Source organism: Pseudomonas phytophila, from assembly GCF_025643095.1.
In the GTDB taxonomy this organism is placed as follows: Bacteria; Pseudomonadota; Gammaproteobacteria; order Pseudomonadales; family Pseudomonadaceae; genus Aquipseudomonas; species Aquipseudomonas quasicaspiana.
Genome location: NZ_CP081201.1, coordinates 2,028,404 through 2,054,149 on the forward strand (window position 1 = coordinate 2,028,404; position 25,746 = coordinate 2,054,149).

Annotated in this window: 16 protein-coding genes; 6 read left to right on the forward strand and 10 right to left on the reverse strand. The window is 58.4% G+C overall.

From position 1 onward, the window contains the following. Positions 1-8: 8 nt before the first annotated feature. The 6 genes from ngg to mnmC form a co-directional block, all read right to left on the reverse strand. Positions 9-1,757, reverse strand: a complete 1,749-nt coding sequence (ngg, locus tag K3169_RS09030; RefSeq protein WP_099269588.1) for an N-acetylglutaminylglutamine synthetase — start codon at positions 1,755-1,757, stop codon at positions 9-11. A gap of 4 nt (positions 1,758-1,761) precedes the next feature. Next, positions 1,762-3,534, reverse strand: a complete 1,773-nt coding sequence (locus K3169_RS09035) for an N-acetylglutaminylglutamine amidotransferase (protein ID WP_099269589.1) — start codon at positions 3,532-3,534, stop codon at positions 1,762-1,764. Positions 3,535-3,804: 270 nt separating this feature from the next. Next, positions 3,805-4,878, reverse strand: coding sequence for a lipocalin-like domain-containing protein (locus tag K3169_RS09040; protein ID WP_263271105.1), 1,074 nt, complete (start codon positions 4,876-4,878; stop codon positions 3,805-3,807). Next, the gene (locus K3169_RS09045; protein ID WP_263271106.1) at positions 4,868-7,348 is read right to left on the reverse strand and encodes an ABC transporter permease; all 2,481 of its coding nucleotides are present in this window, start codon (positions 7,346-7,348) and stop codon (positions 4,868-4,870) included. The genes K3169_RS09040 and K3169_RS09045 overlap by 11 nt, the downstream gene beginning before the upstream one ends. Position 7,349: 1 nt before the next feature. After that, complete coding sequence (locus K3169_RS09050) at positions 7,350-8,018, reverse strand: ABC transporter ATP-binding protein (protein WP_263271107.1); 669 nt, start codon at positions 8,016-8,018, stop codon at positions 7,350-7,352. 824 nt (positions 8,019-8,842) lie between these two features. After that, on the reverse strand, positions 8,843-10,819 hold the full coding sequence (gene mnmC, locus K3169_RS09055) for a bifunctional tRNA (5-methylaminomethyl-2-thiouridine)(34)-methyltransferase MnmD/FAD-dependent 5-carboxymethylaminomethyl-2-thiouridine(34) oxidoreductase MnmC (protein WP_263271108.1): 1,977 nt from the start codon (positions 10,817-10,819) through the stop codon (positions 8,843-8,845). 176 nt (positions 10,820-10,995) lie between these two features. Here mnmC and K3169_RS09060 point away from each other — a divergent pair, with 176 nt between their 5' ends. Together K3169_RS09060 and pap are read left to right on the forward strand one after the other, a co-directional pair. Further along, the gene (locus K3169_RS09060; protein ID WP_263271109.1) at positions 10,996-15,729 is read left to right on the forward strand and encodes an NEL domain-containing protein; all 4,734 of its coding nucleotides are present in this window, start codon (positions 10,996-10,998) and stop codon (positions 15,727-15,729) included. Positions 15,730-15,947: 218 nt separating this feature from the next. Next, positions 15,948-17,444: a polyphosphate:AMP phosphotransferase gene (gene pap / locus K3169_RS09065; protein ID WP_099269593.1), complete on the forward strand. Its 1,497-nt coding sequence runs from the start codon at positions 15,948-15,950 to the stop codon at positions 17,442-17,444. A gap of 110 nt (positions 17,445-17,554) precedes the next feature. On the opposite strand, the gene K3169_RS09070 is transcribed toward pap, so the two are convergent. The 3 genes from K3169_RS09070 to K3169_RS09080 form a co-directional block, all read right to left on the reverse strand. Next, the gene (locus tag K3169_RS09070; protein WP_263271110.1) at positions 17,555-17,752 is read right to left on the reverse strand and encodes a hypothetical protein; all 198 of its coding nucleotides are present in this window, start codon (positions 17,750-17,752) and stop codon (positions 17,555-17,557) included. A gap of 193 nt (positions 17,753-17,945) precedes the next feature. Further along, positions 17,946-18,347 carry a YbaN family protein gene (locus K3169_RS09075; protein ID WP_263271111.1) on the reverse strand — a complete coding sequence of 134 codons (402 nt, stop codon included), beginning with the start codon at positions 18,345-18,347 and terminating at the stop codon, positions 17,946-17,948. 10 nt (positions 18,348-18,357) lie between these two features. After that, on the reverse strand, positions 18,358-18,945 hold the full coding sequence (locus K3169_RS09080) for a YecA family protein (protein ID WP_263271112.1): 588 nt from the start codon (positions 18,943-18,945) through the stop codon (positions 18,358-18,360). 187 nt (positions 18,946-19,132) lie between these two features. On the opposite strand from K3169_RS09080, the gene recQ reads away from it, so the two are divergent. The 4 genes from recQ (at position 19,133) to K3169_RS09100 (ending at position 24,745) form a co-directional block, all read left to right on the forward strand. Next, on the forward strand, positions 19,133-21,262 hold the full coding sequence (gene recQ / locus K3169_RS09085; protein WP_099269596.1) for a DNA helicase RecQ: 2,130 nt from the start codon (positions 19,133-19,135) through the stop codon (positions 21,260-21,262). A gap of 296 nt (positions 21,263-21,558) precedes the next feature. Next, positions 21,559-21,993: a MarR family transcriptional regulator gene (locus K3169_RS09090; protein ID WP_027900054.1), complete on the forward strand. Its 435-nt coding sequence runs from the start codon at positions 21,559-21,561 to the stop codon at positions 21,991-21,993. A gap of 230 nt (positions 21,994-22,223) precedes the next feature. Further along, positions 22,224-24,260, forward strand: coding sequence for a FimV/HubP family polar landmark protein (locus K3169_RS09095; RefSeq protein WP_241154131.1), 2,037 nt, complete (start codon positions 22,224-22,226; stop codon positions 24,258-24,260). Positions 24,261-24,448: 188 nt separating this feature from the next. Then, positions 24,449-24,745 (forward strand): SelT/SelW/SelH family protein, encoded by a 297-nt coding sequence (locus K3169_RS09100; protein ID WP_027900052.1) that lies wholly within the window; start codon positions 24,449-24,451, stop codon positions 24,743-24,745. On the opposite strand, the gene K3169_RS09105 is transcribed toward K3169_RS09100, so the two are convergent. Then, entirely contained in the window at positions 24,739-25,620 is an 882-nt protein-coding gene (locus K3169_RS09105; RefSeq protein ID WP_263271113.1) for a DMT family transporter, read from the reverse strand. The two genes, K3169_RS09100 and K3169_RS09105, sit on opposite strands and share 7 nt — an antisense overlap. Positions 25,621-25,746 lie beyond the last annotated feature (126 nt).

Below are 25,746 nucleotides of genomic sequence, written 5' to 3' on the forward strand. Positions count from 1 at the left end.
GGCTGCTCTCAGCTATGTGCAGGCAAACTGTGCGGAAACAGCAGATCAACAAACTTTTCTGCCGTGGGTTGCGGTTCATGGTTGGCCAGGCCAACCCGTTCATTGGCCTCGATAAATACATACTCGGGCTGATCAGCGGCAGGGACCATCAGGTCGAGGCCTACTACCGGAATGTCCAGCGCGCGGGCTGCGCGGATAGCCGCGTCGCTCAGCACCGGGTGCAGAATCGACGTGACATCTTCAAGGCAGCCACCTGTGTGCAGGTTGGCAGTGCGGCGAACGGCCAGGCGTTCGTCCATCGGCAATATGCTGTCAAATTCATAACCTGCGTCACGTACCGTGCGCTCTGTTTCTTCATCCACGGGAATCTTGCTTTCACCACTGGTTGCGGCGGCACGGCGACGGCTCTGGGCTTCAATCAATTGCCCGATGGTATGGCGACCATCGCCGACCACTTCTGCCGGGCGGCGAATAGCGGCAGCCACCACCTCGAATCCGATCACGACAATGCGCAGATCAAGGCCTTCGTGAAAGCTTTCCAGAATTACCCGCGTATCGAACTGTCTGGCGCGCTCGATGGCTCCGCGCATTTCTTCGGGGGTGCGCAAGTTGACCGCGACGCCCTGGCCTTGTTCGCCATCCAGTGGTTTGACGACGATCTGTTTATGTTCTTCAAGAAACGCCAGATCCGCGTCTTCGTCACCAGCCCGTTGCTGAGCTGGCAGCTTCAAACCTGCCGCTTTCAGGGCTTTGTGGGTCAGGCTTTTGTCCTGGCACAGGGTCATGCTGACAGCACTGGTCAGATCGCTCAGCGATTCCCGGCAGCGAATCCGGCGGCCGCCATAAGCCAGCGTGAACAACCCAGCTTCAGCATCATCAACCTGCACTTCAATACCGCGCCGATGAGCTTCTTCGACGATGATCCGTGCGTAAGGATTAAAGTCCGCCTGCGGACCCGGGCCGAGGAACAGCACTTCATTGATACCGTTTTTGCGCTTGATGGCGAAAGTCGGCAAGTTACGGAAGCCGAGCTTGGCATACAAAGCCTTGGCTTGATGATTGTCATGCAGCACCGACAGGTCCAGATAACTCAGGCCACGGCTCATGAAGTGCTCAACCAGATGTCGAACCAACACTTCGCCAACCCCGGGTCGGGTGCATTGCGGGTCTACCGCCAGGCACCAGAGGCTGCTGCCGTTTTCCGGATCGTGGAACGCCTTGTGGTGATTGAGGCCCATCACGCTGCCGATCACCGCGTTAGTCGTTTCATCTTCCGCGAGCCAGTACACCGGACCGCCCTGATGACGAGGGGTCAACAGTTCAGGATCAATGGGCAACATGCCTCGAGCAATGTACAGATTGTTGATCGCCTGCCAGTCAGTACTGTTCTGGGCGCGACGAATCCGGAAGCCACGAAATACGCGCTGCGCCGGGCGGTAATCGCTGAACCACAGGCGCAGTGTGTCCGACGGATCGAGAAACAGCTGCTGTGGTGATTGAGCCAGTACTTGCTGCGGCGCAGCGACGTACAACGCGATGTCGCGTTCTCCGGGTTTTTCATTGAGCAGTTCATTGGCAAGCGTCGCCGGATCGGGGTAGGTGTGACCGATCAGCAGTCGCCCCCAGCCGCAGTGCAGCGCAAGCGGCTTGGCTTCAGTGTCGCTGCCGTCTTCAGCGAATCGCGCCTGAAGACGTTCATAGGAGGGCGACTGACCGCGCAGCAGGCGCTGGCTGTACGTCGTCGAATGCTGTTTCATTTAATCAAAGTCCTTGTTCGCTGAGCCACAGGTTCAGCGCCGCCAACTGCCACAACTTCGAGCCGCGCAGAGGAGTCAGTTGACCTTCCGGGTTGGTCAACAGTTTGTCGATCATGGCAGGGTTGAACAGGCCGCGATCCTGGCTTGGGTCTACCAGCAAGTCACGTACCCAACCCAGCGTGGCCCCTTCCAGATGCTTGAGGCCCGGAACCGGGAAGTAGCCTTTTTTACGGTCGATCACTTCCGAAGGAATGACCAGACGCGCAGCTTCTTTCAGTACCTGCTTGCCACCATCGGGCAGCTTGAATTTGCCGGGAACACGCGCCGACAGTTCAACAAGGCGGTAGTCGAGGAACGGTGTACGCGCTTCCAGACCCCAGGCCATGGTCATGTTGTCAACGCGCTTGACCGGGTCATCAACCAGCATAATCGTGCTGTCCAGACGTAACGCCTTATCTACCGCCGCATCAGCACCTGGCTGAGCGAAATGCTCACGGACGAAATCGCCCGCTGCGTCATTGGCAGTCAGCCATTTAGGCTGGACGGTGGCGGCGTACTCGTCATAGCTGCGGTCGACAAAGGCATCTCGATAGGCAGCGACCGGGTCGGCGGCGCCATCGACTTGCGGATACCAGTGATAACCGGCGAACAATTCGTCTGCACCCTGGCCGCTTTGCACCACTTTGCAATGCTTGGCGACTTCCCGGGACAGCAGGTAAAACGCGATGCAGTCGTGGCTGACCATCGGTTCGCTCATGGCGCGGAACGCCGCAGGCAATTGCTCGATGATCTCGTGTTCCTGAATACGCAGTTGATGGTGATTGGTGCCGTAATGCTTGGCGATCAGGTCGGAGTACTGGAATTCGTCACCACGTTCACCGCCTGCATCTTCAAAACCGATGGAGAAGGTCGACAGGTTTTCGACGCCGACTTCCCGCAGCAATCCAACCAGCATGCTCGAATCCACACCGCCCGAAAGCAGTACGCCCACATCTACTGCGGCACGTTGACGAATCGCCACGGCTTCGCGGGTGCTGTCGAGCACACGATCACGCCAGTCTTCCAGAGTGAGGTTAGCCTCGTCAGCGTGCGGCCCGTAAGGCAGACGCCACCACACTTTCTGCTCGGTCTTGCCGTGGGCGTCAATGCGCATCCAGCTGGCCGGTGCGAGCTTTTCGACACCGGCAAGCAGCGTGCGCGGGGCAGGGACTACGGCGTGGAAGTTCAGGTAGTGATTGAGCGCTACCGGGTCGAGCATGCCGCTGATGTCACCGCCTTTCAGCAGTGCAGGCAGCGTTGATGCGAAGCGCAGGCGTTTGTCGGTACGCGAAAAATAAAGCGGCTTGACGCCGAGACGGTCACGAGCGATGAACAATTCCTGCTTGTCGCGATTCCAGATCGCGAAGGCAAACATGCCGTTCAGCTTGGGCAGCAGATCAACGCCCCAGGCGTGATAGCCCTTGAGCAACACTTCGGTGTCGCCGTCGGAATGGAACTGATAACCCAGGCCTTGCAGCTCGGTACGCAGTTCGGGGTAGTTGTACACCGCACCGTTGAAGGCCATGGACAGACCAAGGTGGCTGTCGATCATCGGCTGCGCCGAGCCGTCCGACAGGTCCATGATTTTCAGGCGGCGGTGACCAAGGGCAATCGGCCCCTGGCTATGAAACCCCCACGCATCCGGGCCGCGAGGCGCCAGCTCATGGGTAATGCGTTCAACAGCGGCTAGATCCGCTGGTTGATGGTCAAAACGTAGTTCACCTGCTAGTCCGCACATAAGTCCTTACCGGTTTTCCGTTGGGGAAGGTGGCTGAGAAAATGCAGCCACCCATGAACTGACCCATGGGAAACGGGGGAGTTTTAGATCAATCGGTTATAAGCAAGTGTTGGCTACCTGAATATCCGAAGGTGCCGAGCTCATGTGAGGCTCATACAAACTGGTAGGAGCGAACTTGTTCGCGAGGGGGCGATGTGCCTGAATCACCGCGTGAAGCCTCTCGCGAACAAGTTCGCTCCTACCGGTTCTGGCCCGCTTGAGAGCGAGGGTTCAATACCCCGTCATCTCCAGATACCCCACGCCCTTATGGCTGCCACTCAAGGTAATCGGGCCTTCCCAGTAGGGGATCTGCAGGTCCATCCAAGCCTTGGGGTTCAGTGCTTCGGTGGTGATTTCCAGACCCTTGCCGGGAATTTTTACCGACCAGCGGGTCGGCATGTCGTGGCCTGCAACACGTGTGTTGGCCAATGGCGAAAGGCTGATGTCCTTGGCCGTCAGCAACTGGGTGCTGCCGTCAGCGTCGATCCATGTGCCGGTCAGATAGGGCTCACCCTGTTTTTGCCGCATGCGATACAGCATCAACTCTTCGCCGCTGTCCAGATGCACTGAGAACCAGTCCCAGCCGGTCTGATTGGCAGTCAACGGCTGGCTGCTCCATTCACGGTCCAGCCAGGCCGGGCCGCTGACTCGATAGCGTTTGCCAGCAATGGTCAGTTCACCCTCGGCCTTGAAGTAGGGCTGGCTGTAATAGTAAGAGGCCTGGCCCTGTTCGGATTTCTGGCTGAAACCCTGTGTACCTTGCAGCACTAGCGGTTTGCTGGAGGTCAGGTGAAGTTTATAAGCGAACTGCGGACCTTTCGCCTGCAATTGCATGTCGGTCAATGGGTCTGTTTCAGTTGAATCGCTGTGCAGCTTCCAGTCGTCTATCCACGCGGAAAATGGCGCAAGGTTTACACCCGCTTGCTGAACGCCACCTCGGGCATAACGCTCCGCTGCGTAGTGTTGCGTGGCCGATGTCACGGCGGCATGGCCCATCCAGATCGTGCCGTCGTTCCACCCGGAACCCTGACTGCCAGCCCGTAGCGCATTGCGGAACAGCGTCCATTGCACGCCGAAACTCTGCCCTTGCTCGTCTTTCAGATTGGCAGTGATATACCACCACTCGATGCGGAATCCCGGATGCGGGCCGTGATCCTCCGGAAAAGTGAACTCACGGCCCGGTGTGACTGGAGTGAACTGTTCGGCCTGATTACCCATCCCGGCGAAACCCTGCTCGGGTTCTTCTGATTGTTCGCAGCCAGCAAGGGTCAGCAGAATCATCAGGAGCAGGCAGTTAATTTTCATTGGCAAACGTCCTCAGCAGGTCGGCAGGGCGAGTGCGGGATAACTTCAACAACGGCCATGCGGAGGCAAGCAGAGTGGCAAGCAGTGCCAACGCGGCCAATTGCAGGAGCTGCATCGGGAAGATATGCAGCGGCAAGCGCCAGCCGAAGGCCTGCACATTGATCACTGCATCCAGACACCACGCCAGCAGCAAGCCCAGCGGCAACGCCAGAATCAGCGTCAGCACCGCCAGCAACCAGGTCTGGCCAAGGTTGAGTAGCATCAAATTTCGTCGCGAGACGCCGAGCGCCCACAACGGTGCCAGTTGGCCCAGGCGGCTTTGACTCTGGGTCAGCAGGCTGATGAACAGCGCGATGCCCGCCACCGCCAGCGTCAGGCTGTTGAGGGCGGCCGTGGTGGCGAAGGTGCGCTCGAAAACCTGCGTAGACCAGCCTTTGAGCTGGCTCTGATCGATGATGTGATTATCGTCGAGTGCGAAGCGCTGTTGCAGTTCACTCACCAGCGCGGGCACTGCGGCCGGATTGATGCGCAGATTGAAGCGGTTGGCAGCCAGTTGCGGCCAGTGGCGCAGCAAGTGTTCGGCGTTGACCAGCAAGTGGCCCTTGGGATTGCCGTAGTCGGCGTAGATACCCACGATGCGCAGCTTCCATTGGCCTTCAGGGGCGGGGATGGTCAGGGTTTGCCCGACGCTCAGTTTGAGGCGACGGGCCAGTTGTTCGCTGATCATGACGCTATCACTCTGCACCAGTTGATCCCACGGATCACCACTGGCGGCCTCCAGTAGCGGCCAGTGTTCACGATAGGTTGAATGATCCACCACCCCGAACAGGTCCACAGGCCAGCCTTGCAGCTGGATCGACACTTGTCGGTTCGGCAGCACAGCGCTGACCTTGGGCTGTTGCACAAGCCAGGCCTGTATTTCAGGGGCTTGGGCAGCATTTTGCGGCGTGACGTACAACTCGGCGGTCAGCCGTTGTTCCAGCCAGTTGCCGAAGGTTTGCCGAAACCCGGACGTCATGCTCCCCGCGCCTATATTGGCCGCCAGTGCCAGTAATAGAGCCATCAATGCCAGGCTCAGCGCGGGTAATTGCTGGCGGCAATCAGCCAGAAACCATTGGCCCAGCACCGAACGGCTGCGTCCCAGCAACGCGTTGAGCAGACCATTGAGGAGCACCGGTAAACCCAGCGCCGCAGCCAGCAGCAGACCGCCCGTCAATACGAAACCTGCGGCGAGGCTGTCGCCGAGCAGCAGCGCGGCCAGTGCAGTAATTGCCGCGCCGCCCGCAACCCAGGCCTGTCGGCGCAACCAGCGACTGTGAGCCTGATGCCAGGCTTGTGGATTGGCCAGCGCCAGCAAGGGCAGGCGCGCCGCGCGAAGCAGACTGTTCGCCCCGGCCAGCAAGGCACCCAGTACACTCAAGCCAAGGCCGCCCAGCCACCAGATCGGGCTCAGGCTCAGTTGTCCCGCGACTTCAGCCCCATACAAACCGCGCAGACTGGCAGCCACATCGGGCAGCAGCAGGCTCGCCAACAGATAACCACTGGCAATCCCTAGCAGCCCGCCGAGCAAGGCCAAAACCCCCAACTCCATACCCAGCGCTGCAATCAGCATTCTGGCGCTGACCCCGCAGGCGCGCAGGTTACGTAACAGTCCACGGCGCTGCTCCAGCGCCAGGCCGATGGCCGCATGCACAATGAACAGACCGACGATGAAGGCCAGCACGCCCAGAGCATTCAAGTTCAGATGGAAACTTTCGGTGAGGCGCGTCAGATTGTTCTCTTCGCCGCTTTTCTTCAGTTGAAGCAGGCCGTTCAATTCAGCTGGCAAAGGCGGATTGCTCGCGGCGAAGCCTTTGGGCAGCAGTAGACGTGACACTTGATTGGGCATCTGCAGCAGTGGCTGAGCGAAGCCGATATCCGTGAGCAGCACGCCGGGCGCCATGTCGACTCGACTGTGCAACGGAGGCAGGAGCAGGCCGTTACTGGTCAGCGGTTGTTGCCCTTCATGGAGGCCCAGCGCTTGCAGTGTCTGGGTAGCGATCCAGGTCTGACCGGGTGGCGTGAGGAAATCGACGATCCCGCTAAGATCAAGCGTCTGTCCAGCCACCGCTGTCCCGCTGGGTAATGACACCGGTTCAATGCCCATCAGTTGCACACGGCGATCTTCAAGCCCTTGAAGAGAGATCCTGCCCTGTACCACGGGCGATACTGGCCAGCCCTCACGGCGCAGGCTGATAAACACGTCTTGCGAGAACGGCCCGTTGTTGGCGGTGGTCAGACTGTTTTGCGGTTCGCCGCCGATCAATTGGCTGGCCTGGGCATAGCTTTGCCGGGCCTGACTGTTGAGTGCCTGAACGCCGGTCAGTAGCGCCGTTGCCAGCCAAAGTCCTGTCAGTACACTGAAAAACTGCACCGGGTGACGACGCCAGTGGCTGAGCAGGGCGCGCAGTGTCCAGTAGAAAACCCGCACTTCAGCGATCGCTCTCGGTTGCCAGACGGCCGTGATGCAGGATCACTTTCTGAGCCAGTCGCTCGGCCACCCGCGGGCTGTGGGTGACCATCAACAGGCTGGTGGAGCTGTCGGTCAGCAGGTCCAGCAGCAATTGCAGGACTTCATCGCTGGTGGCTTCATCGAGGTTGCCGGTGGGCTCATCGGCCAGCAGCAGGCCGGGCCGCGATGCCAGCGCCCGGCCAATGGCAACCCGCTGTTGCTGGCCGCCGGACAGTTGTTCCGGATAACGCTTGAGCAGGTCCCCAAGACCCAGTCGTTCCACCAGTTGCGCCTGCCATTGCGGCTCATAACGCCCGGCCAGCCGCGCCTGAAATGCCAGATTGTCTTCAACCTTGAGGCTGCCGATCAGGTTGAATTGCTGGAACACCAGGCCGATTTCGGTACGGCGCCAGTTGGCGAGTTGTGATTCGCTCATAAGATCCAGCCGCTGCCCGGCAATCTCGATCTGCCCCTTGTCGGCCTGATCAAGGCCGGCCATCAGATGCAGCAACGTGCTTTTGCCGCTGCCGGATTCGCCCATCAAGGCGAGACTGCTGCCTTTCTGCAGAGATAAATCCACTCCACGCAAAACTGCCAGTGGACCTTGGGCGGTGGCGTAGCTCTTGAAGACGTTTTTTACTTCAAGCATGGGGGGCTCGATTGGCGGGTTTGTAGGGGGAGGATAGCAATATTGTGTACATATCCGGTTTTGTGGTCACGGCTGATATTGGTTGCGCCCTTACGGCGCCTCACTTTTGTGAATCCGGAAGCCGGCCCAGACAAAAGTAAGCAAAACGCTCTTACCCCACCACTCGGTCCCTCGCCTAGGCTCGGGATGCCCGCCCGCAGATCTGAAACCGTGGGCCGCCGCAACGGGCCATCCATGGCCCAATGCGGCTAACCCGGCGTCCTGCCGGGTTACCCACGGTTTCAGATCTGCGTCCGGCCAGCGTGATTTAACGGGGCGCCTAAGATCAAAAGCAGATCAAAAGCAAAGCGAATACGGCGGGATCGCCTCGGCCCGGTAGGAGCGAACTTGTTCGCGAGACGTCAGCACAGCCAACACAGACGTCGTCTGACACACCGCTTCGCAGCCTTCGGCAGCTCCTACAGAAAACCGGAAAGCTCACACAACCAGGTCGGCTGTCAGGCCGCCGCGCTTTTGATTTTGATCTGAGGCGCCCCGTTAAACCACGCCGGCCGGAATTCGATATTGCTGCGTGGGGTAAACCGGCAGGGATGCCGGTTTAGCCGCCTCAGGCCATGGATGGCCGGTGGCGGCGGCCCCACGCAGCAATGTCGGATTACGGGCATGCCGAGCGACAGCGAGGCACCCAGTGGTGGGGCAAGAGCGTTTTGGTTACTTTTGCGCTCCATCAAAAGTGACGCGCTGTAAAAGCGCAACCAATAGATGCCGTTACCTCATCAACGGATATGTACACATAACCCGAGCGCGACCAAGCCAAGCTGTAACTACTTCCCCCGAATCAACTCCCGCAACATAAACCGATTCGGATGACACGCCTCAGCCACACTGCGGGGCAGTGGCAGCGGCTCATTATCAAGCCAGGCAGCAAGCAACTCGGCGCACAGTGGCGCGGTAATCAGACCGCGTGAGCCATGACCGCTGTTGATGTACAAACCATCCAGCCAAGGGCAGGGCGTTTCGGGAATCTGCCGAGCGTCTTTGCCAAGGGCAGCATAGGCCTGGACGAACGCGTCCTTGTCCGCCAACGGCCCGATGATCGGCAGATAATCCGGGCTGGTACAGCGAAACGCCGCCCGACCCTGCAACTGTTGCGTCGGCAAATGAGCGACATCGAGACGCTCACTCAGGTCCGCCGAGATTTCCTGCAACAGCTGCAGGTTGCCCAGATGATCGGCGGTGCTGAGACTCAAATCCTCATTAGTGAAATCAAAACTGGCCCCCAGCGTATGTTCACCCAGCCTTGCCGGAGCAACGTAGCCTTCGGCGCACACCACCGTGTTCAGCGCTTTACTGGCCTCGGTCTGCGCCAGGCGCGTGATCTGTCCGCGAATACGCTTGAGCGGTAGTGCCGCACTCAAGGGGAATTGCTTGATATCGGCGGCACCCGCAAGGACCACGACCTCGGCCTGATCCAGCAACACGTCGCCATCCCAGGCTTGCCACTGGCCGGACTCACGACGCAGCTCGACAACGTTGTGATGCAGTTGCACGCGAACATTTGGATGACCGACATGCGCATGACACAACGCAGGTGGATGCACCCAGCCCCCTTCAGGAAAGAACAGGCCGCCGTGCTCTAGCTGCACACCGCTGCGGGCTTCGGCGGCCGGCTTGTCCAGAAGATGCAGCAGCTCTTCAGGAAATGCGGTCGCCAGTTGTGCCTGACGTTGGGCTTCCTTGTCGTTGAAGGCCAGTTGCAGAACGCCGCAAGCATCCCAGTCGACGCCCCTTTGCAGGCGTTCGAGAATACGGCGGGTATAACCAAAACCACTGAGTATCAGTTGCGATAACGCTGTGCCGTGGGCGGACAGTTTCAGATAAAGAACACCCTGCGGGTTACCCGACGCTTCCTGCGCGAGGTCGTTGTGACGCTCTATCAACGTCACTTGCCAGCCTCTTGCCGCAAGGCTTGCAGCGGTGGTGCAACCTGCCATTCCGCCGCCAATGACCATGGCCTTGCGTTCGCCATTGAGTGGCGCGGGGCGAGCGAACCAGGGTTTTATCGCTGGCGCTGGCGTGGCATCTTCCGGCCTGCCAAGGAAGGTGCCGCGCAACACTTCCCACTTGTGTCCAATGCCCGGCACGCGCTTCATTTTGAAGCCCGCAGCGTTCAGGGCGCGACGGACCCAGCCGGTACTGGTGAAGGTGCTGATGGTCGAATCCGGTGCGGCCAGTCTGGCCAACTGGGCGAACAGCTCGGGCGTCCACATCTCCGGATTTTTTGCCGGGGCGAAGCCATCCAGAAACCATGCATCAATCTGCCCATCCAGTTGCGGCAGCATGTCCAGTACATCGCCGATCAGCAGGGTTAGCGTGACCCGCCCGCCGTCGAACACCAGACGCTGAAAACCCTCATGCACCGCCACATATTGCTCCAGCAGCGGGCCTGAAAAAGGCGACAGTTCCGGCCAGAGGTTCAACGCGCGATGGAGGTCTGACTGGCTGAGGGGGAATTTCTCGACGCTGACAAAATGCAGTCTCGCAGAAGCTGGTGCGCACTCGGCGAACAACTGCCAGGCGCAGAGAAAATTCAGTCCGGTACCAAAACCCGTCTCGCCAATCACCAACCGATCGTCTTGCGGCAATGCGCTAAAACGATCGCGCAGGTCGTTTTGCACCAGAAATACGTGTCGGGTTTCTTCAAGGCCTGCTCCCGTCGCAAAGTAGACGTCGGAAAACTCCCGGGAATGGGGGTTGCCCTGTTCGTCCCAGTCGATCTGGGCATGGCGGGTGATGGTCACAGTCTGGCTCGGTTTGTGTGCGGGGGCGTGCATCTTAGCGTAGCAAGCACCGGACCTGTAGGCGCTGGGCTATATTGCGCTGAATGAAGCAAAAAACTCATGCCGGTATTAACTATCTACCGCCTGAGGCACGACCAAACCTGATCACGTGCAGACTCTTTTATAGGAGTCATGCAATGAGCAAACCTGTAATCCAGCCTCACCATCACCACATCAAAAACACCCTGCCATCCTGGTACGTTTATGCAACCGCGCAATCGCGTCAGCGATTGCATCGCGACATGCTGCGCAGCCATCACCTGCGCAGCCAGGTGCAGAAGGCTCTGGGCAGCATGCAAGACCTTATGGCGTTCGCCAGGCCGTTGTTATCGAGGGCGCTGACACAGGCATTCGGGCCTGGGCTGGATGTCGACCGTGACCATTTTCGCCATGTCCGCTTCGCCGATACCTGGGTGCCACTGCCCAGTGAGTTGGTGGAGCGCAGCTTTACCGTGCAGTCTTTACTGGAGGCTGCGCTGCAGAATTTTCACAAGGAGGAAGTTGATGAGGTCACCGCCGACTCGGTGATTTATCACGGCAAGCCTGATCTTGCGAACTTCGCGTCGGGCAGCAGTTACCCTCACGCCTTGAGAGTGTCGCCCGCGAAGTTCATGGCGTTATGTCGCACCCTCGATATTGGTGGCCAATATCAGAATCATCTCAAGACTGTATTGGAGCCGGCTTCAAACTCGCTGGAGACGGGGGCGTTAAGCACCACACAGATCAAGGATGTGCTGTGTCATCAGGCGCGCAATGCTTTTTACGTCCAGGCGCACCTTGCCTATATGCAAGGGAGCGAGGTGCTGTCCGGCGACGCTTACCGCTCGGTCCTGGTGGCCAGCGGGCATTGGGCGGATCAGGGACGGACGCAGGCCGTGGATATCCAGCATCTGACACTGCTCGGTTTTGCTGTGCGCGACGTTCTGGTTTTCCAGGCTCGCAGCCTCAGCGGCTGTGTGGTGTATGTGCCGGGCGACCCGACTGCACCCCTCAAGGAATACGAGTCACTGGATCAGTTCGCGATAGAGCTGCGTGCAAAGCTGAGAAAAGCTGGATACCAACGCTATTTCGCCGGTTTTATCGCGCAACGCCGCAGGGCCGAGTTTCTCACCACGCTTGGCGCGTGTCTGAAACCGATGCGCGACCGTCGTGTGCCCGGGGATACGGGGCTTATACCCAGAATGTGGAGGGTGCCAGAGGTCGATGAGCATGCCGACCTGAAGCTGATCGCCGAGCCCCTTCCTTATCCACTGCTGGAGTATTTGTATTTTCAGCGAATGTTGCGCATCAAGGACGATGCCAGGGCATTGGCTGTGCCCACCGGTGATGAGGATGAAGCCTCACGCCGCGCACGGCTGGCTCACTGCCTGGCAATTGGCATGAACGTGGCCAATCTGGCGGCTTTATTTGTGCCGGTTCTGGGCGAGGTCATGATGGTGGTGGCGGGTGCGCAATTGCTGGTCGACACCTTTGAGGGCGTTGAAGCATGGATGGTTGGCGATATGGACCAGGCGCTTGAACATCTGGCCAGTGTTGCGGAAAACCTGGCGATGCTCGCGGTCTTTGCCGCCGCAGGTAAAGCAGCGTCTTCAGGTGAACTGCCAGCGATCAAGGACTCCTCGTTTGTAGGCAAAATGATACCGGTCAGGCTGGAAAATGGTCAGGCGCGACTATGGTCAGCCGACCTCGAGCCCTTCGCTGTCGATGTCGTCCTTCCGCAAGGTATCAAGCCCAGTGCCGAGGGTGTCTTCGAGCATCAGGGGGTGAAATACATAGGGCTACAAGGGCGGTTCTACCGGGTAGAGCTGGACACTGCGCTGAATAAATGGCGAATCAGAGCGCCTCGCGGTAAGCGTTTTTCTCCAAAACTGGAGCACAACGGCGCAGGCGCCTGGCGGCATGAAGGTGAAAACCCGTTGCTGTGGGATTTGAAAACCTCGTTCCGGCGTCTGGGCTATTCGGTGGCGGATTTGTCCGCGCAAGCCACTGAAGATGTTTTGAGCGTAACGGGCACTGATCAGGCGTTGCTCACCACGTTGCATCTTGAGGGACAGCCACCGCCCGGAGCGTTGACGGACGTCATTGAACGTTTCGCGCTGAACGAGCGTGTGATGCAGATGAATGTCGAGCACCCGGAGTTGCTGTTCGAGCGCCTCAATCAGATGCGCGAAGCCAGCAATGACCCCATGGTGCAGCTCATCAAAAGGGATTTTCCGGGAATAACCAGCGCAGCCGCTGGCGAGTTGCTGCTTGAAGCCAGCGCCGAGCATTTGGCGGCCCTGCGTACGACGCAATCTATCCCTGTCGAGATGACGGGGAGGGCACGCGGTTACCTGCAGCAAACCCGGATCAACCAGGCCCTTGAAGGCTTCTTTCTGCAATCGCGCTCGGGCAGCCCTGACACGCTAAAACTGTCCTTGCAGGGTTTGCAACAACTGCCGGGATGGCCCGAAGACCTGCGGATTGAAATCAGGGACGGTGCGTTCGGCGGGCCTTTGCTGGACGGCATAGGCGAGCGTTCGACTACCCGGCGAAGGATTTTGATCAAGCAAGGCAATCGCTTCCTGCCTTGTGATGTCGCAGGTAAAGAACTCGCACCTCAAGCTGAATTCTTCGCGTCTGTCATCAAGGCTTTGCCCGCCGAAGTAACGCGTGCCATCGGCATCACTGATGCCGTTACGCTGCGTAGACGCATTGTCAGCGACGCCGCCGGACAACGCAGGCGGGTTGCGAAGACTCTTGGCCTTAAGGAAATTACCCCCGGTTTTCGTGGCCCGACACGTCTGGCGGATCGGCGTCTGGGTTATGAGTTGAGCGGGCGGGGCGCGGCGCTGCCCGATTTGCCAGTTGAGTCTGTTGAGTTGATAACGGCGATGAGCATCCTGTATCCGGAAGCGCCCGATCTGGCAACCCATGTGCAAAATCTGATGTTGCGGGGCTGGGACATCCCGCAATTGGTGGAAATGACCCGGGCCAGATTGCAGTCTTGGGAAATGTTGCGCAGTGCGCTGGAAGGTTGGGTAAACCCAAGTGGTCCCGGCCCTTCAATCAGCAACGAGCGATTGGCTGTTCGCCGGGTCGTCGCTGATGCTTTAGGTCGTACCTGGCGATTCAGTGACCTGATATCGCCTATGCACTCCAGGAACCTCTTGCTGGAGAACCTCGACTTTGCCGGGTTTTCCGATCTGCCCGACCTGCCTGCCCACTATGCACAGGTTCACCATCTGACGCTGAATAACATCACGGGTGCAGCCGAGGATATCAACCGCTTCCTGGGACGTTTTCCTGCGGTGAACCGGCTTGAAATACTCGGCCGTGGCTTGACTGAAATACCCGAAGGCGTGGCCGGAATGGGGGATCTGGTTCATCTGTCCCTCGAAGGCATGGGGCTGACGATCGATCAGCAATCCATGAACCTGTTCATGAGGATGCGAGCCCTGGACGACCTGGATCTGACCGGTAACGTAATTGGGGAAATCATAGACGTCGGTCGCCTGCATGTGTCGACACTCTGGCTCAACGAAACGGGATTGACCCAGTGGCCTTCATGGATCGACAGCCTTCCCCTGCATACGCTGGATATCAGTGACAACCAGATCGTGCACCTGCCTGACTACATCCTCGATAACAGCATGGGGCAGCCGTCGCAGATGACGATCCATGCTTATGGCAACCCTATCGATCATGAGGAACTGCGCAGGTTCTGGGTCAATGATCACGGCTTCGACATGACTTATCGCCTTGAATACGACTTCCCGGAGGAGATTCGTGATCTGGTGGTGGATACCACCTCCAGTGATGACGAAGCCTCGTCGGATGACGATGTCGATTGGCATACACACAATGCCGGTCATACGCCCCTGGCGCCGCCGGTACCAGTGGCGGATATCTGGCTGGTCGAAGGACGCACTGAACTTAATTCAAGACTCGACATTGCCTGGCAAACGGTGGAAGAGGCGGCGGATGCGCCCCACCTGCTGTTGTTGCTGCAGCGCCTTCAAGAGGCTCCGGATTTTCAGCGCTTTCACGAAGAACTGGCCAATGACGTGATGAGGGTGCTCGAGGCCGCAGGGGAGGACCCTGCGCTGCGCGCTGAGCTGGAAGTCATGGCCAATGATCGGCTGTTCGGCGCTGATCAGACCTGTGAGGACGGCGCGAGGCTTATTTTCAGCGATATTCAGGTTGCAGTTTATGCCCGGAGGGAGTTGCAAGGCGTGTCCGGGGCGCGGCATACCGAAGTGCTGTTTCGGGTTATGCGTGGCCTGTTTCGCCTTAACGAGCTGCAGGCCATTGCTGATCTGGAAATCGCCAGCAGGGAAAGTCGCGGCATTCATGTTGATCATGCCGAAGTCCGTATGGCGTATCGAATCGGTCTGGCTGGCGATTTGAACTTGCCAGGGCAGCCATTGAGCATGGCCTGGGCCCGACTGGCTTCGGTGGATCGTCAGGCGATTCTCGCGGCACGGCGCCTGGTGCTGGAGCGCGAAATGGGTGACGGGTTTGTGAACTACGCGCTTGCTGATCGTCGCTGGACCGAGCGCTTGCGCGCGGAGCATCAAACCGATCTGGTGCGGGTGACTGCGTCCATCAGAGAGCAAATGGATGCCCTTGAAGAACAACCACCTATTGATATCGCCGAGGATCTGCGTCGGCGCAGTGAGGTCAACGCACGACTGGTTGCTGCCCACGTGACGAACGATCTGGAAGCCTTGGCACGGGAAAATCTTGAGCTTGAACAACTGATAGCCAATCCGCCGATTGATAACGATGAATACGACCGACAGGGCCGAGCCCTGATTGCGAGTCTGGAGGCTGCCGAAAGAGCCTTGCTGGAACAGCTGACCCATAACATGCGCCAGCAATGGTTCTGATTCATTGATCCACCTCCGGCAACTTTGCCGGGGATGGATTAGTCTCAGGCTTGTCAGCTATTACAGATATCGTTGCTGTGTGAGCCGGGATTGCCCGCGATACAGGCGGTGCGGTCTATCTAGACAACCGCATCATCGTTCATCGCGAGCAAGCTCGGCTCCCACAGAGTATCGCCGTATCAGATGTTTACAGGGTCCAGGCCAGAGAGGAGTCATGCATGTTCGAATCCGCTGAAATCGGTCACGCCATCGCCAAGGAAACTTATGACGCTGAAGTGCCCGCCTTGCGTGAAGCGTTACTGGAGGCGCAATACGATCTCCATGAGCAGGGCAAACGTCAGATCATCGTCCTGATCAATGGCATTGAAGGCGCGGGCAAGGGCGAGACGGTCAAGCTGTTGAATGAATGGATGGACCCGCGTTTCATCGAAGTGCGCACCTTCGATCAGCAAACCGATGAAGAGCTGGCGCATCCCACCGCCTGGCGCTATTGGCGGCAATTGCCAGCCAAAGGCCGTATGGGCGTTTTCTTCGGCAACTGGTACAGCCAGATGCTCCAGGGGCGGGTTCATGGGTTGTTCAAGGATGCGGTGCTGGATCAGGCAATCAATGGCTCCGAACGTCTTGAAAAAATGCTCACCGACGAAGGCGCGTTGATTTTCAAATTCTGGTTTCATCTGTCGAAGAAACAGATGAAATCGCGCCTCAAGCAGCTCAAGGATGACCCGCTGCATAGCTGGCGCATCAGCCCGCTGGACTGGCAACAATCAAAAACCTACGACAAGTTTGTTCGATACGGCGAGCGCGTTTTACGGCGAACCAGCCGCGAGTACGCGCCGTGGCATGTCATTGAAGGCGTTGATCCGTATTACCGCAGCCTGACTGTGGGTAGATTGTTGCTTGAGGGAATGCAAGCGGCGTTGAACGCTCCCGAGCCCAACGCTCAACCGTTGAGCGTTGGACCGCTGGCGCATAACCACGACGACGTGACCCTGCTGGGTAGCCTCGACATGAGTTTGAGCCTGGAGAAGGACGATTACGAAGAGCAGTTGATTACCGAGCAGGCGCGTCTTTCGGGCAATATTCGTGACAAGCGCATGCGTAAGCATGCCTTGGTTGCTGTGTTCGAAGGTAATGACGCGGCGGGAAAGGGCGGTGCTATCCGGCGTGTCGCTGCTGCACTCGATCCACGTCAATACAACATCGTACCGATTGCGGCACCCAGTGAAGACGAGCGCGCCCAGCCCTATCTCTGGCGCTTCTGGCGGCAGATTCCGGCGCGGGGCAAATTTACCGTTTTCGACCGCTCCTGGTACGGTCGGGTGCTTGTGGAACGGGTTGAGGGTTTCTGCAGCGAGGCCGACTGGTTACGGGCCTATGGCGAGATCAATGACTTCGAAGAGCAATTGACCGATGCCGGGATTGTGGTGGTCAAGTTCTGGCTCGCCATCGACGACAAAACCCAGCTGGAGCGATTCAAGGCCCGGGAAAAGATCCCTTTCAAGCGGCACAAGATCACCGACGAAGACTGGCGCAACCGCGAAAAGTGGCCGCAGTACCGTGAGGCGGTGGGGGACATGGTGGACCGCACCAGCACTGAAATCGCGCCGTGGACACTGGTTGAAGCCAATGACAAACGCTGGGCGCGAGTGAAGGTCTTGCGCACACTGAATGAGGCGCTGGAAGCGGCGTTCGCCCGGGACAAGAAGAAGTAGGGCGCGCCGGGCTATCTGTTGGAGCCGAGCTTGCTCAGCTCCAACAAGTAGTGCGTCATCTAAAACCTGTCAGCCCTTGCAAGCTCCGAAACAGGCGTCCCTAGCCACGGTTACCCTTGAAGAGTCTGTGATTCATCACTCCGGTAACGGGCCACTTCAACTGCGGGCAGGTAACCGCTTTCGACGACATCCATGTGCTGCCTGTCGGGGAAGCTGTTTTGAATCAAATCGGCCAACGGCATGGTCTGCCCTTGAACACTGGCTACCGCCAACACGACAGCACCGTAGAGCGGGGTCAAATCGCGCATGAATACTTCTCCCTAAGTAAGTCTGTTCTTGTTTGCCAAAAAACTGACGATCTATGCGTTTAAAACCGTATCAGGTTTGTAACATCACAGCTAAGAACAACTTTAGGAGTCGCCAAGACGTTTTTCTCATAACGCTTATACCGAAAAAAACGCATGAGATCTGGCGGGTATTAGAGGGTTGGCTGGGCGTGAATCAAGCCTTGTGCAGTGTCTTCTGCCGCAAGATATAAATCGTGACTAATACCGCACAGGTCACCATAAATACCCTTGCCCAAATGTTGGGCACGAGATAACAGGAAAACCCGATGCTGATCCACATGGTGACAATCGCGTAGACCTTGCCCTTGAGCGGAATTCCGTTGCCTTCCAGATAGCCACGAATCCACGGGCCTAGTCGTTTGTGATTGACCAGCCAGTTATAAAAGCGTGGAGAGCTGCGAGCAAAGCAGGCGGCGGCAAGCAGTAGAAAAGGCGTGGTGGGCATGATCGGCAGGAAAATACCGATCACCCCCAACGTCACGCTTATCCAGCCAACGCCAAGAAAGGCATACCGCACGAACCGATTAGGGCTCGTGCGTGGTGAGGCTTGCGCCATAGGCGCAGACTCAGTGGTGGCGGGGCTTGAGAATTGCCGGTTTCTCGTCCGGTGCCTGGCACAGCAGGTACAGCGCTGTCAGCGCTTCCGGGATCTGCACGATCATGTCGTCCATCAGATTGGCATCTGCGGCGATATCGGAGAACTCAGGCTGCTCATCGAACAGACCCGAACCGACCATGATGGGCAACAGCATTTCGCTGACTTCTTCCTCGGCAGTTTCGAACCAGGCGCTTTCGCGCAGGAACACGCCTTCCATGAAACCGATGCACCAGCCGCGCAGATCTGAATCGTCCGGCTCGTCGCCCAGATCCAGATCGCATGGGAGTTCGAATTCTTCGTCTGAAGCCAGTTGGCGAGCGATGTGCGCCTGCAACTGGATCAGCGTACCTTCGATCTCTTGGCGCTGGGCGTCATCGGCGTAATGGGGTGGCTCGGAGAACAGCGCATCGATCCACTCACGCTCAGGCACGCTTTCAGCACAGATCGAAAGGGCGGTCAGGTAGCCATGAGCGGCCACGTAGTCCAGTGCCTCGTCATGCAGTTCATCTGCATCGAGGAAGACTTGGAGGCGGTTTAGTTGCTCAGCGAAGGACATTGACAGGCTACCTTGAAAATAAACGATGCTGAATTCTAGGCCTTGAGCGTCCCGGGCGCCAGCGCGGAGGCAGACGCATTACGCTATAGCTTAATTTCGACCGCTTATATCCATGCCACCCCTTGCCTGTGACACGTCGGGTATACTGCCGCGCTTTAGCAGTGCAGCAGGACATTCTGGGGTTTTTATGCTCGAACAGGCGCAACGCGTACTTAAAGACATCTTCGGTTATGACAGCTTCCGTGGTCGCCAGGGTGCCATTATTGAACGCGTGGCCAGCGGCGGTGATGCGCTGGTATTGATGCCCACTGGCGGTGGCAAGTCGCTGTGCTTTCAGGTGCCCGGCCTGTTGCGTGACGGCCTGGCGGTAGTGGTGTCACCGTTGATCGCCCTGATGGACGACCAGGTCGCGACCCTCGAAGAGCTGGGCGTCTCGGCGGCTGCGCTGAACTCGACCTTGAGCGCGGACCAGCAGCGCGAACTGGCCAACCGGATTCGTCTGGGCGAAATCAAGATGCTGTATCTGGCCCCGGAACGTCTGGTCCAGCCGCGCATGTTGGCTTTTCTGCAGAATCTGCAGATTGCCCTGTTCGCCATCGATGAAGCTCACTGTGTATCCCAGTGGGGCCATGACTTCCGCCCTGAATACCTGCAGTTGGGCCAACTGGCCGAACTGTTCCCCGATGTGCCGCGTATTGCCCTGACCGCTACGGCAGACAAGCGTACCCGTGAGGAAATCGTTACCCGGCTGCATTTGCAGAACGCCGAGCGTTTCCTGTCCAGTTTCGACCGGCCGAACATTTTTTATCGCATCGTGCCCAAGGAGTCGCCGCGCAAGCAGCTGTTGGCGTTTTTGTCCGAGCGGCGCAGCGATGCCGGTATCGTCTATTGCCTGTCGCGCAAAAAAGTCGACGAAGTCGCCGCGTTCCTGTGTGAAAACGGTTATCCGGCGCTGCCTTATCATGCCGGTTTGCCTTCAGAAACCCGAGCCGCCAACCAGAAGCGCTTCCTTAATGAGGAAGGCCTGATCATGGTTGCGACCATCGCGTTCGGCATGGGCATCGACAAACCCAACGTGCGGTTTGTTGCGCACATGGACTTGCCCAAGTCGCTTGAGGCGTATTACCAGGAAACCGGTCGGGCGGGGCGTGATGGTCTGCCTGCCGATGCGTGGATGGCCTACGGCCTGCAAGACGTGCTGATGCTCAAGCAGATGTTGCAGAACTCCGAGGGCGACGAACGGCACAAACGTCTGGAGCATCACAAGCTGGATGCCATGCTGGCGCTGTGCGAAGAGACTCGTTGCCGCCGTCAGACGCTGTTGGCCTATTTCGACGAAGACATGCCTCAGCCCTGCGGTCATTGCGACAACTGTGTTGATGGCGTTCAGACCTGGGATGCCACCGAGCCTGCGCGTCAGGCGTTATCGGCGATCTATCGCACCGGCCAGCGTTATGGCGTGGGTCATCTGGTCGATGTATTGCTGGGTAAATCCACTGAGAAGGTACAGAGCTTCGGCCATCAACACCTTTCGGTGTTTGGCGTCGGCAAGGCGCGCGCCGAGGGCGAGTGGCGTTCGTTGTTCCGCCAGCTGGTTGCCCGTGGGCTGGCTGATATCGATCTGGAAGGCTACGGCGGCCTGCGCTTGAGCGACACCTGTCGTCCTTTGTTGCGGGGCGAAGTGACGCTGGAGCTGCGTCGCGATCTGAAACCGCAGACCACCGCGAAAAGCAGCTCCGGCAGCCCGGCCAGTCAACTGGTGCGCGGCGAAGAGCGCGAACAGTGGGAAGCCTTGCGTGCCCTGCGTCGCAAGCTGGCCGAAGAGCATGGCGTGCCGCCTTACGTTATTTTCCCGGATTCGACGTTGCTGGAAATGCTGCGCAGCAAACCGGAAACCATGTCTGACATGGCCCAGGTCAGCGGCGTCGGTGCACGCAAACTGGAGCGTTACGGCGAGGCCTTCCTTGAAGTGCTGGGCGGTGCTGCCGAAGCGCCGAAAGTCGTGGCTGATGTGCGCCACGAACTCATCAGTCTGGCCCGCGCCGGTATGACCCCTGCACAGATTGCCGGACAGTTGCAGTGCACCGAGAAGAACGTCTACAGCATGTTGGCTGAAGCCATCGGCAAGCAGCAACTTTCGCTGGAGCAGGCACTGGACTTGCCGGAAGACCTGCTTGGCGAAATTCAGGATGCATTTCTCGACGGCGAGGGCGAGTTACCTCCCGTGGCCGCCATCGCCGAACAGTTCACCGGGCGCGTGCCTGAGGGTGTTCTGTATTGTGTGCGCGCTGCGCTGCAGGCTGAGTTCGAGGTTTGATGCAACCCGGCTTTATCGCTTGAACTGGAACACTATTCCGGTGGGAGCGAATTCATTCGCGAAGGGGCCGGTACATTCGCAGCGTATGTATCGCCTGAAACACCGACTTCCCGAATAAATTCGGTCTCACAAGTTTCGCGTCGTATATCAGATTGGCAGGCTGAGCTGGGTATCTCCCACATAGCACTACCCTGCAGGTCGCACATCTCCAATTCATCTACTTACAACCCCTCACTTGCCTCAATCCTGACGCCATGGTTAGCTGACTAATAATTAGTATCGACCACGAGTTTTCTATGCCAATGACAGATGAACATCGCTTCGGTATGCAACTGGCTCATATGTCCCGAGGCTGGCGTGCTGAGCTGGATCGACGCCTTGCCGATCTTGGGCTGTCTCAGGCGCGCTGGTTGGTGCTGCTGCATCTTGCCCGTTTTCAGGAGCCGCCAACGCAGCGCGAACTGGCGCAGAGTGTGGGTGTTGAAGGTCCGACACTCGCACGTTTGCTCGACAGCCTTGAAGCGCAGAGTCTGGTTCAGCGCCATGCGGTAGCTGAAGATCGCCGGGCAAAGAAAATCGTCCTGTGCGACACCGCCTGGCCTTTGATCCAGAAGATCGAAGCCATCGCCACGGCATTGCGGGTCGAGCTGTTTGCGGGTATCGATGAAGAGGAGCTGCGGGTTTGCATGCGCGTTCATACGCGTATCCTCGCGAACCTCGAAAGATCCTGAGGCGCACGAGCTTCTTCTCGCTCATACTTGCAGCCAAGACATTGAAGTCCACGCCATATATTGAATATGCAAAGAAGCCTGTTCAGGTTTCGATAAGGGTTCGTATGCGCAACAGCTCTCAGGCGGCTACACGATCAGGTTTTGCCAGGACCGCTTTACGTCGCGGCTTCATAGTCGCGGCTTTATCTTCGGCATCGATGTTGTACTCGACGTTGGCATCCGCATTGGGCATGGGCGATATCACCCTGCACTCGGCCCTCAATCAGCCGCTGAATGCTGAAATCGAATTGGTGGAAACCGCAGGCCTGAGTGCCGATGACATCGTCGCAAGACTGGCCTCGCCGGAAGAATTTGCCCGCGCGGGGGTCGACCGGGTGTTCTTCTTCAATGATTTTCGTTTCACGCCGGTCATCCGCGGTAATCGCGGCGTGATTCGCGTGGTATCAAGCAAACCGGTCACCGAGCCTTACTTGCAATTCCTGGTACAAGTCATACGGCCAGGCGGCGATATGCTGCATGAATACACGTTGCTGCTGGACCCGGCGACGTCTGAGCAGGGGCGTGCTGCGGTGGCGGGAAGGCCCCGGGCGTCCGCGACACCAGGCGCTGAGCAGTCACGAATGCCGGTTGCACCACCCGTGGCACTGGAAGGGAAGCGCTACTCGGTGGTGGGCGGAGATACGCTCAACTCCATCGCACGACGCATGCAGGGATCGGGCGGCAGTGCTTCGGCAGGACGACTTGCTGACGGTATCAAGGCGCTCAATCCTCAGGCCTTTCCTAACGGCGACAGCACGGCGCTGAAGGTCGGACAGAGTTTGTTGCTGCCTGATGCAGCAGTTTTGCCCAACAGTAATCCTGCGCCCGCATCAACAGCAGCAGCTCCGCAACCAACAGCCCAGGCCCAGCGTGGCGCTGAACAGCTCGCCGTTTCAGCCATCGAAAATCAGCTGCTGACCAAGACCGTGGATGACCTGCGCGTTCAATTGGAGGGCATGCAGGCGTCCATTGATGGCAAGGACAAGCAGATAGTCAGCTTGCAGACCGAGTTGGCGGAGAGTCGTGGCGCCACGGCACAGCCTGCTCCGGCAGTACCCGCACCGGTCGATACGCCTGCCGCAGCGCCGACTGCCAGTCCACAGCCGCAGGAGGGTTCCTTGTTGACCTCGCCGCTGTTGGTGGGTGCTCTGGCGATTCTGCTCTTGCTGCTCGTGCTTGCCTGGTCAGTGCAACGTAACCGGCGCAAGCAATCCATGCCCAAGCCAGCCGTCGTCGATCCAACCTTGAGTAACCCGGCCCGTGAGCCGGTTGTCCCGACTTACGACACGCCAGCCGCAGCCGCCAGAGTGCCAACGCCTGTTGTCACGGCTCCGGCGCCTTCACGCCCGGCCCCGGCCCGTGCGGCCGCAGGCAGTACCGATGCGCTGGATGGCGTCAGTATCTACATTGCTTATGGGCGGTTTGCCGAGGCCATGGGGATTTTGCGCGATGCCTTGGTCAAGCAGCCCGAGCGTACGGATATTCGTGTACGCATTCTCGAGTTGCTGGCAGAGCAGGGGGACTCAGCAGGTTTTGCTCAGGAAGAACTGCTTGCTCTGGAGAATGGTGTGGACGCTGAACAGGTTCAGCAAATTCGATCACGTTATCCACAGCTCAAGCCCGCCGAGGAAGCTTCCAGTGTCACTCCGGTGGTACGTGCCGCAGCGCCCGTAGCGGCAGCAGTTGTTGCGGCCGAAGTTGCTAAAGAAGTCGCGAACGAAGAGCCCGCTCAGCTTGATGAGAATGCCGCCGCAGCGGTCCATCCTGAACCTGCGTTCGATGATTTTCAGTTGAACCTGGATGACTTGTCGATGGATGCCGACTGGGATTTGGTGGATCCATTCGACAAGCCGGTGGCTGTGCGAGCTGAAGCACCGACAGAGGAGGTTACGGTTCACGAGCCCGAATTCTCGTCGAATCTCACCGAGCTGCCCGGCGTGGAGGAAATTCCGGATGATCGCTTCCTCAGTGATTTCCCTGAAGAAGAGGGGATCATCGAGTCAAACAGTGACGCTCTCGACGACTCATTCCTGGATGGCTTCATGGATGAGTCGGGCGAGTTCGACCTGCTTGATCTTGAAGAGGTCCCTCTGAGCAAGGTCAATCAGGCTCAAGTGCTGATCGATGAAGGCGATATCGAGGGCGCGCGCGAGCTGCTGCAGCAAGTGATTGATGAGTCTGATGACGAACACCAACAGACGGCTCGTGATCTCTTGGCCGGTTTGTAGGCGCCGTCCCAGTGTTAATGGCTCCAGGCTGTCGAGAAGCAGACAGTGATGCTGTTGGAGCGAGGCTTGCCCGCGAACCGGGCGACTCGGTAAGTCAGACACACCGCATTATCGTTCTTCGCGGGCAAGCCTCGCTCCAACAGAACCGCTGTTAATTCAATTTGTAGTTAGTCCCTGAGATTCTTTCCATGTCTACCGTAAAACCTGAAATCGTCATCACCTACTGCACGCAATGCCAGTGGCTATTGCGCGCAGCATGGCTGGCTCAGGAGTTGCTCAGTACCTTTTCCGATGACCTGGGCAAGGTCTCACTGCAACCCGGGACTGGCGGTGTATTCATCATCACCTGTGACGGCGTGCAGTTATGGGAGCGAAAGGCCGATGGTGGATTCCCCGAGGCAAAGGTACTCAAGCAGCGGGTTCGTGATCAGATTGATCCTCAGCGTGATCTGGGGCACAACGACAAGACCACGCAGGGTCAGTGAGTCGTGGCTGCCTGAGGTTTTGTTTTACTGCTCATCAAGCCTGAAACCACAATGGCGATGATGATCAGTGCACCGCCCAGCAGCATGCTCAGGGTGGGAATTTCGGTAAATAGCAGCCAGGCGAAGGTGATGCCGTAAACCGGTTCCATCGCGAAAACCACTGCTGCAGTCCGCGCCTTGATCACTCCCAGACTGGCCACGAAAAGGCTGTGAGCCAGGCCGGTGCAGAACACGCCCAGTAGACCTATCCACAGCCAGTCCAGCGCAGGAACACTGCCCAGTTCAGGCGCGGCCATCGGCAGCAGGCAAGCTGCAACGATCAGATTCTGATACAGCGCAGCCTGCACCGGCGGGACGTTTTTCGAGCTGACGCGATTGACCAGCGAAAGCAAGGAAAAAGTCAGTCCGGAAAAAACTGCCCATAACAGACCGCTGGTGGCCTCACTGGCCAGATTGAATTCGGGTGTGACCAGCACCAGTCCGATACTGACCAGCACTACCAGAATGATTTCATTGCTGCGGATGCGTTCACGGAACAGTAGCCCTTCGAGTATCACCGTGAAGGCCGGGAAGCTGGCGAAGCCCAAAGTGGCGACAGCGACGCCGGCGACTTTCACCGCGATGAAAAAACTCACCCAGTGCGCGGCCAACAACACGCCTGCAAGTAACAGGCGCGCCCAATCGGCGCGCTGCAAGGTTTTCCATGCAGTATTGCTGGCAAAGCGGGCGAAGAACGCCAGGGCTATAACGGCGAAGATTCCGCGACCGAAGACAATGACGGAAGGTGAAGCGCTGGCCAGTTTGCCGAAGACGCCAGTCAGGCCAAACATCAATGCGCCGATATGCAAGGCGCCCAAGGCGGAGCGGGGAGTCATGCTGATCCTTAGTCACTGCAATGCAGGTGGTCTGGAAAACGCACTGTCCAGCACCGAACGGGGTGTTGTCAGTAGTCGTTATGTCTGGTTGTTAACCAAATCCTGTGGGAGCGAATTCATTCGCGA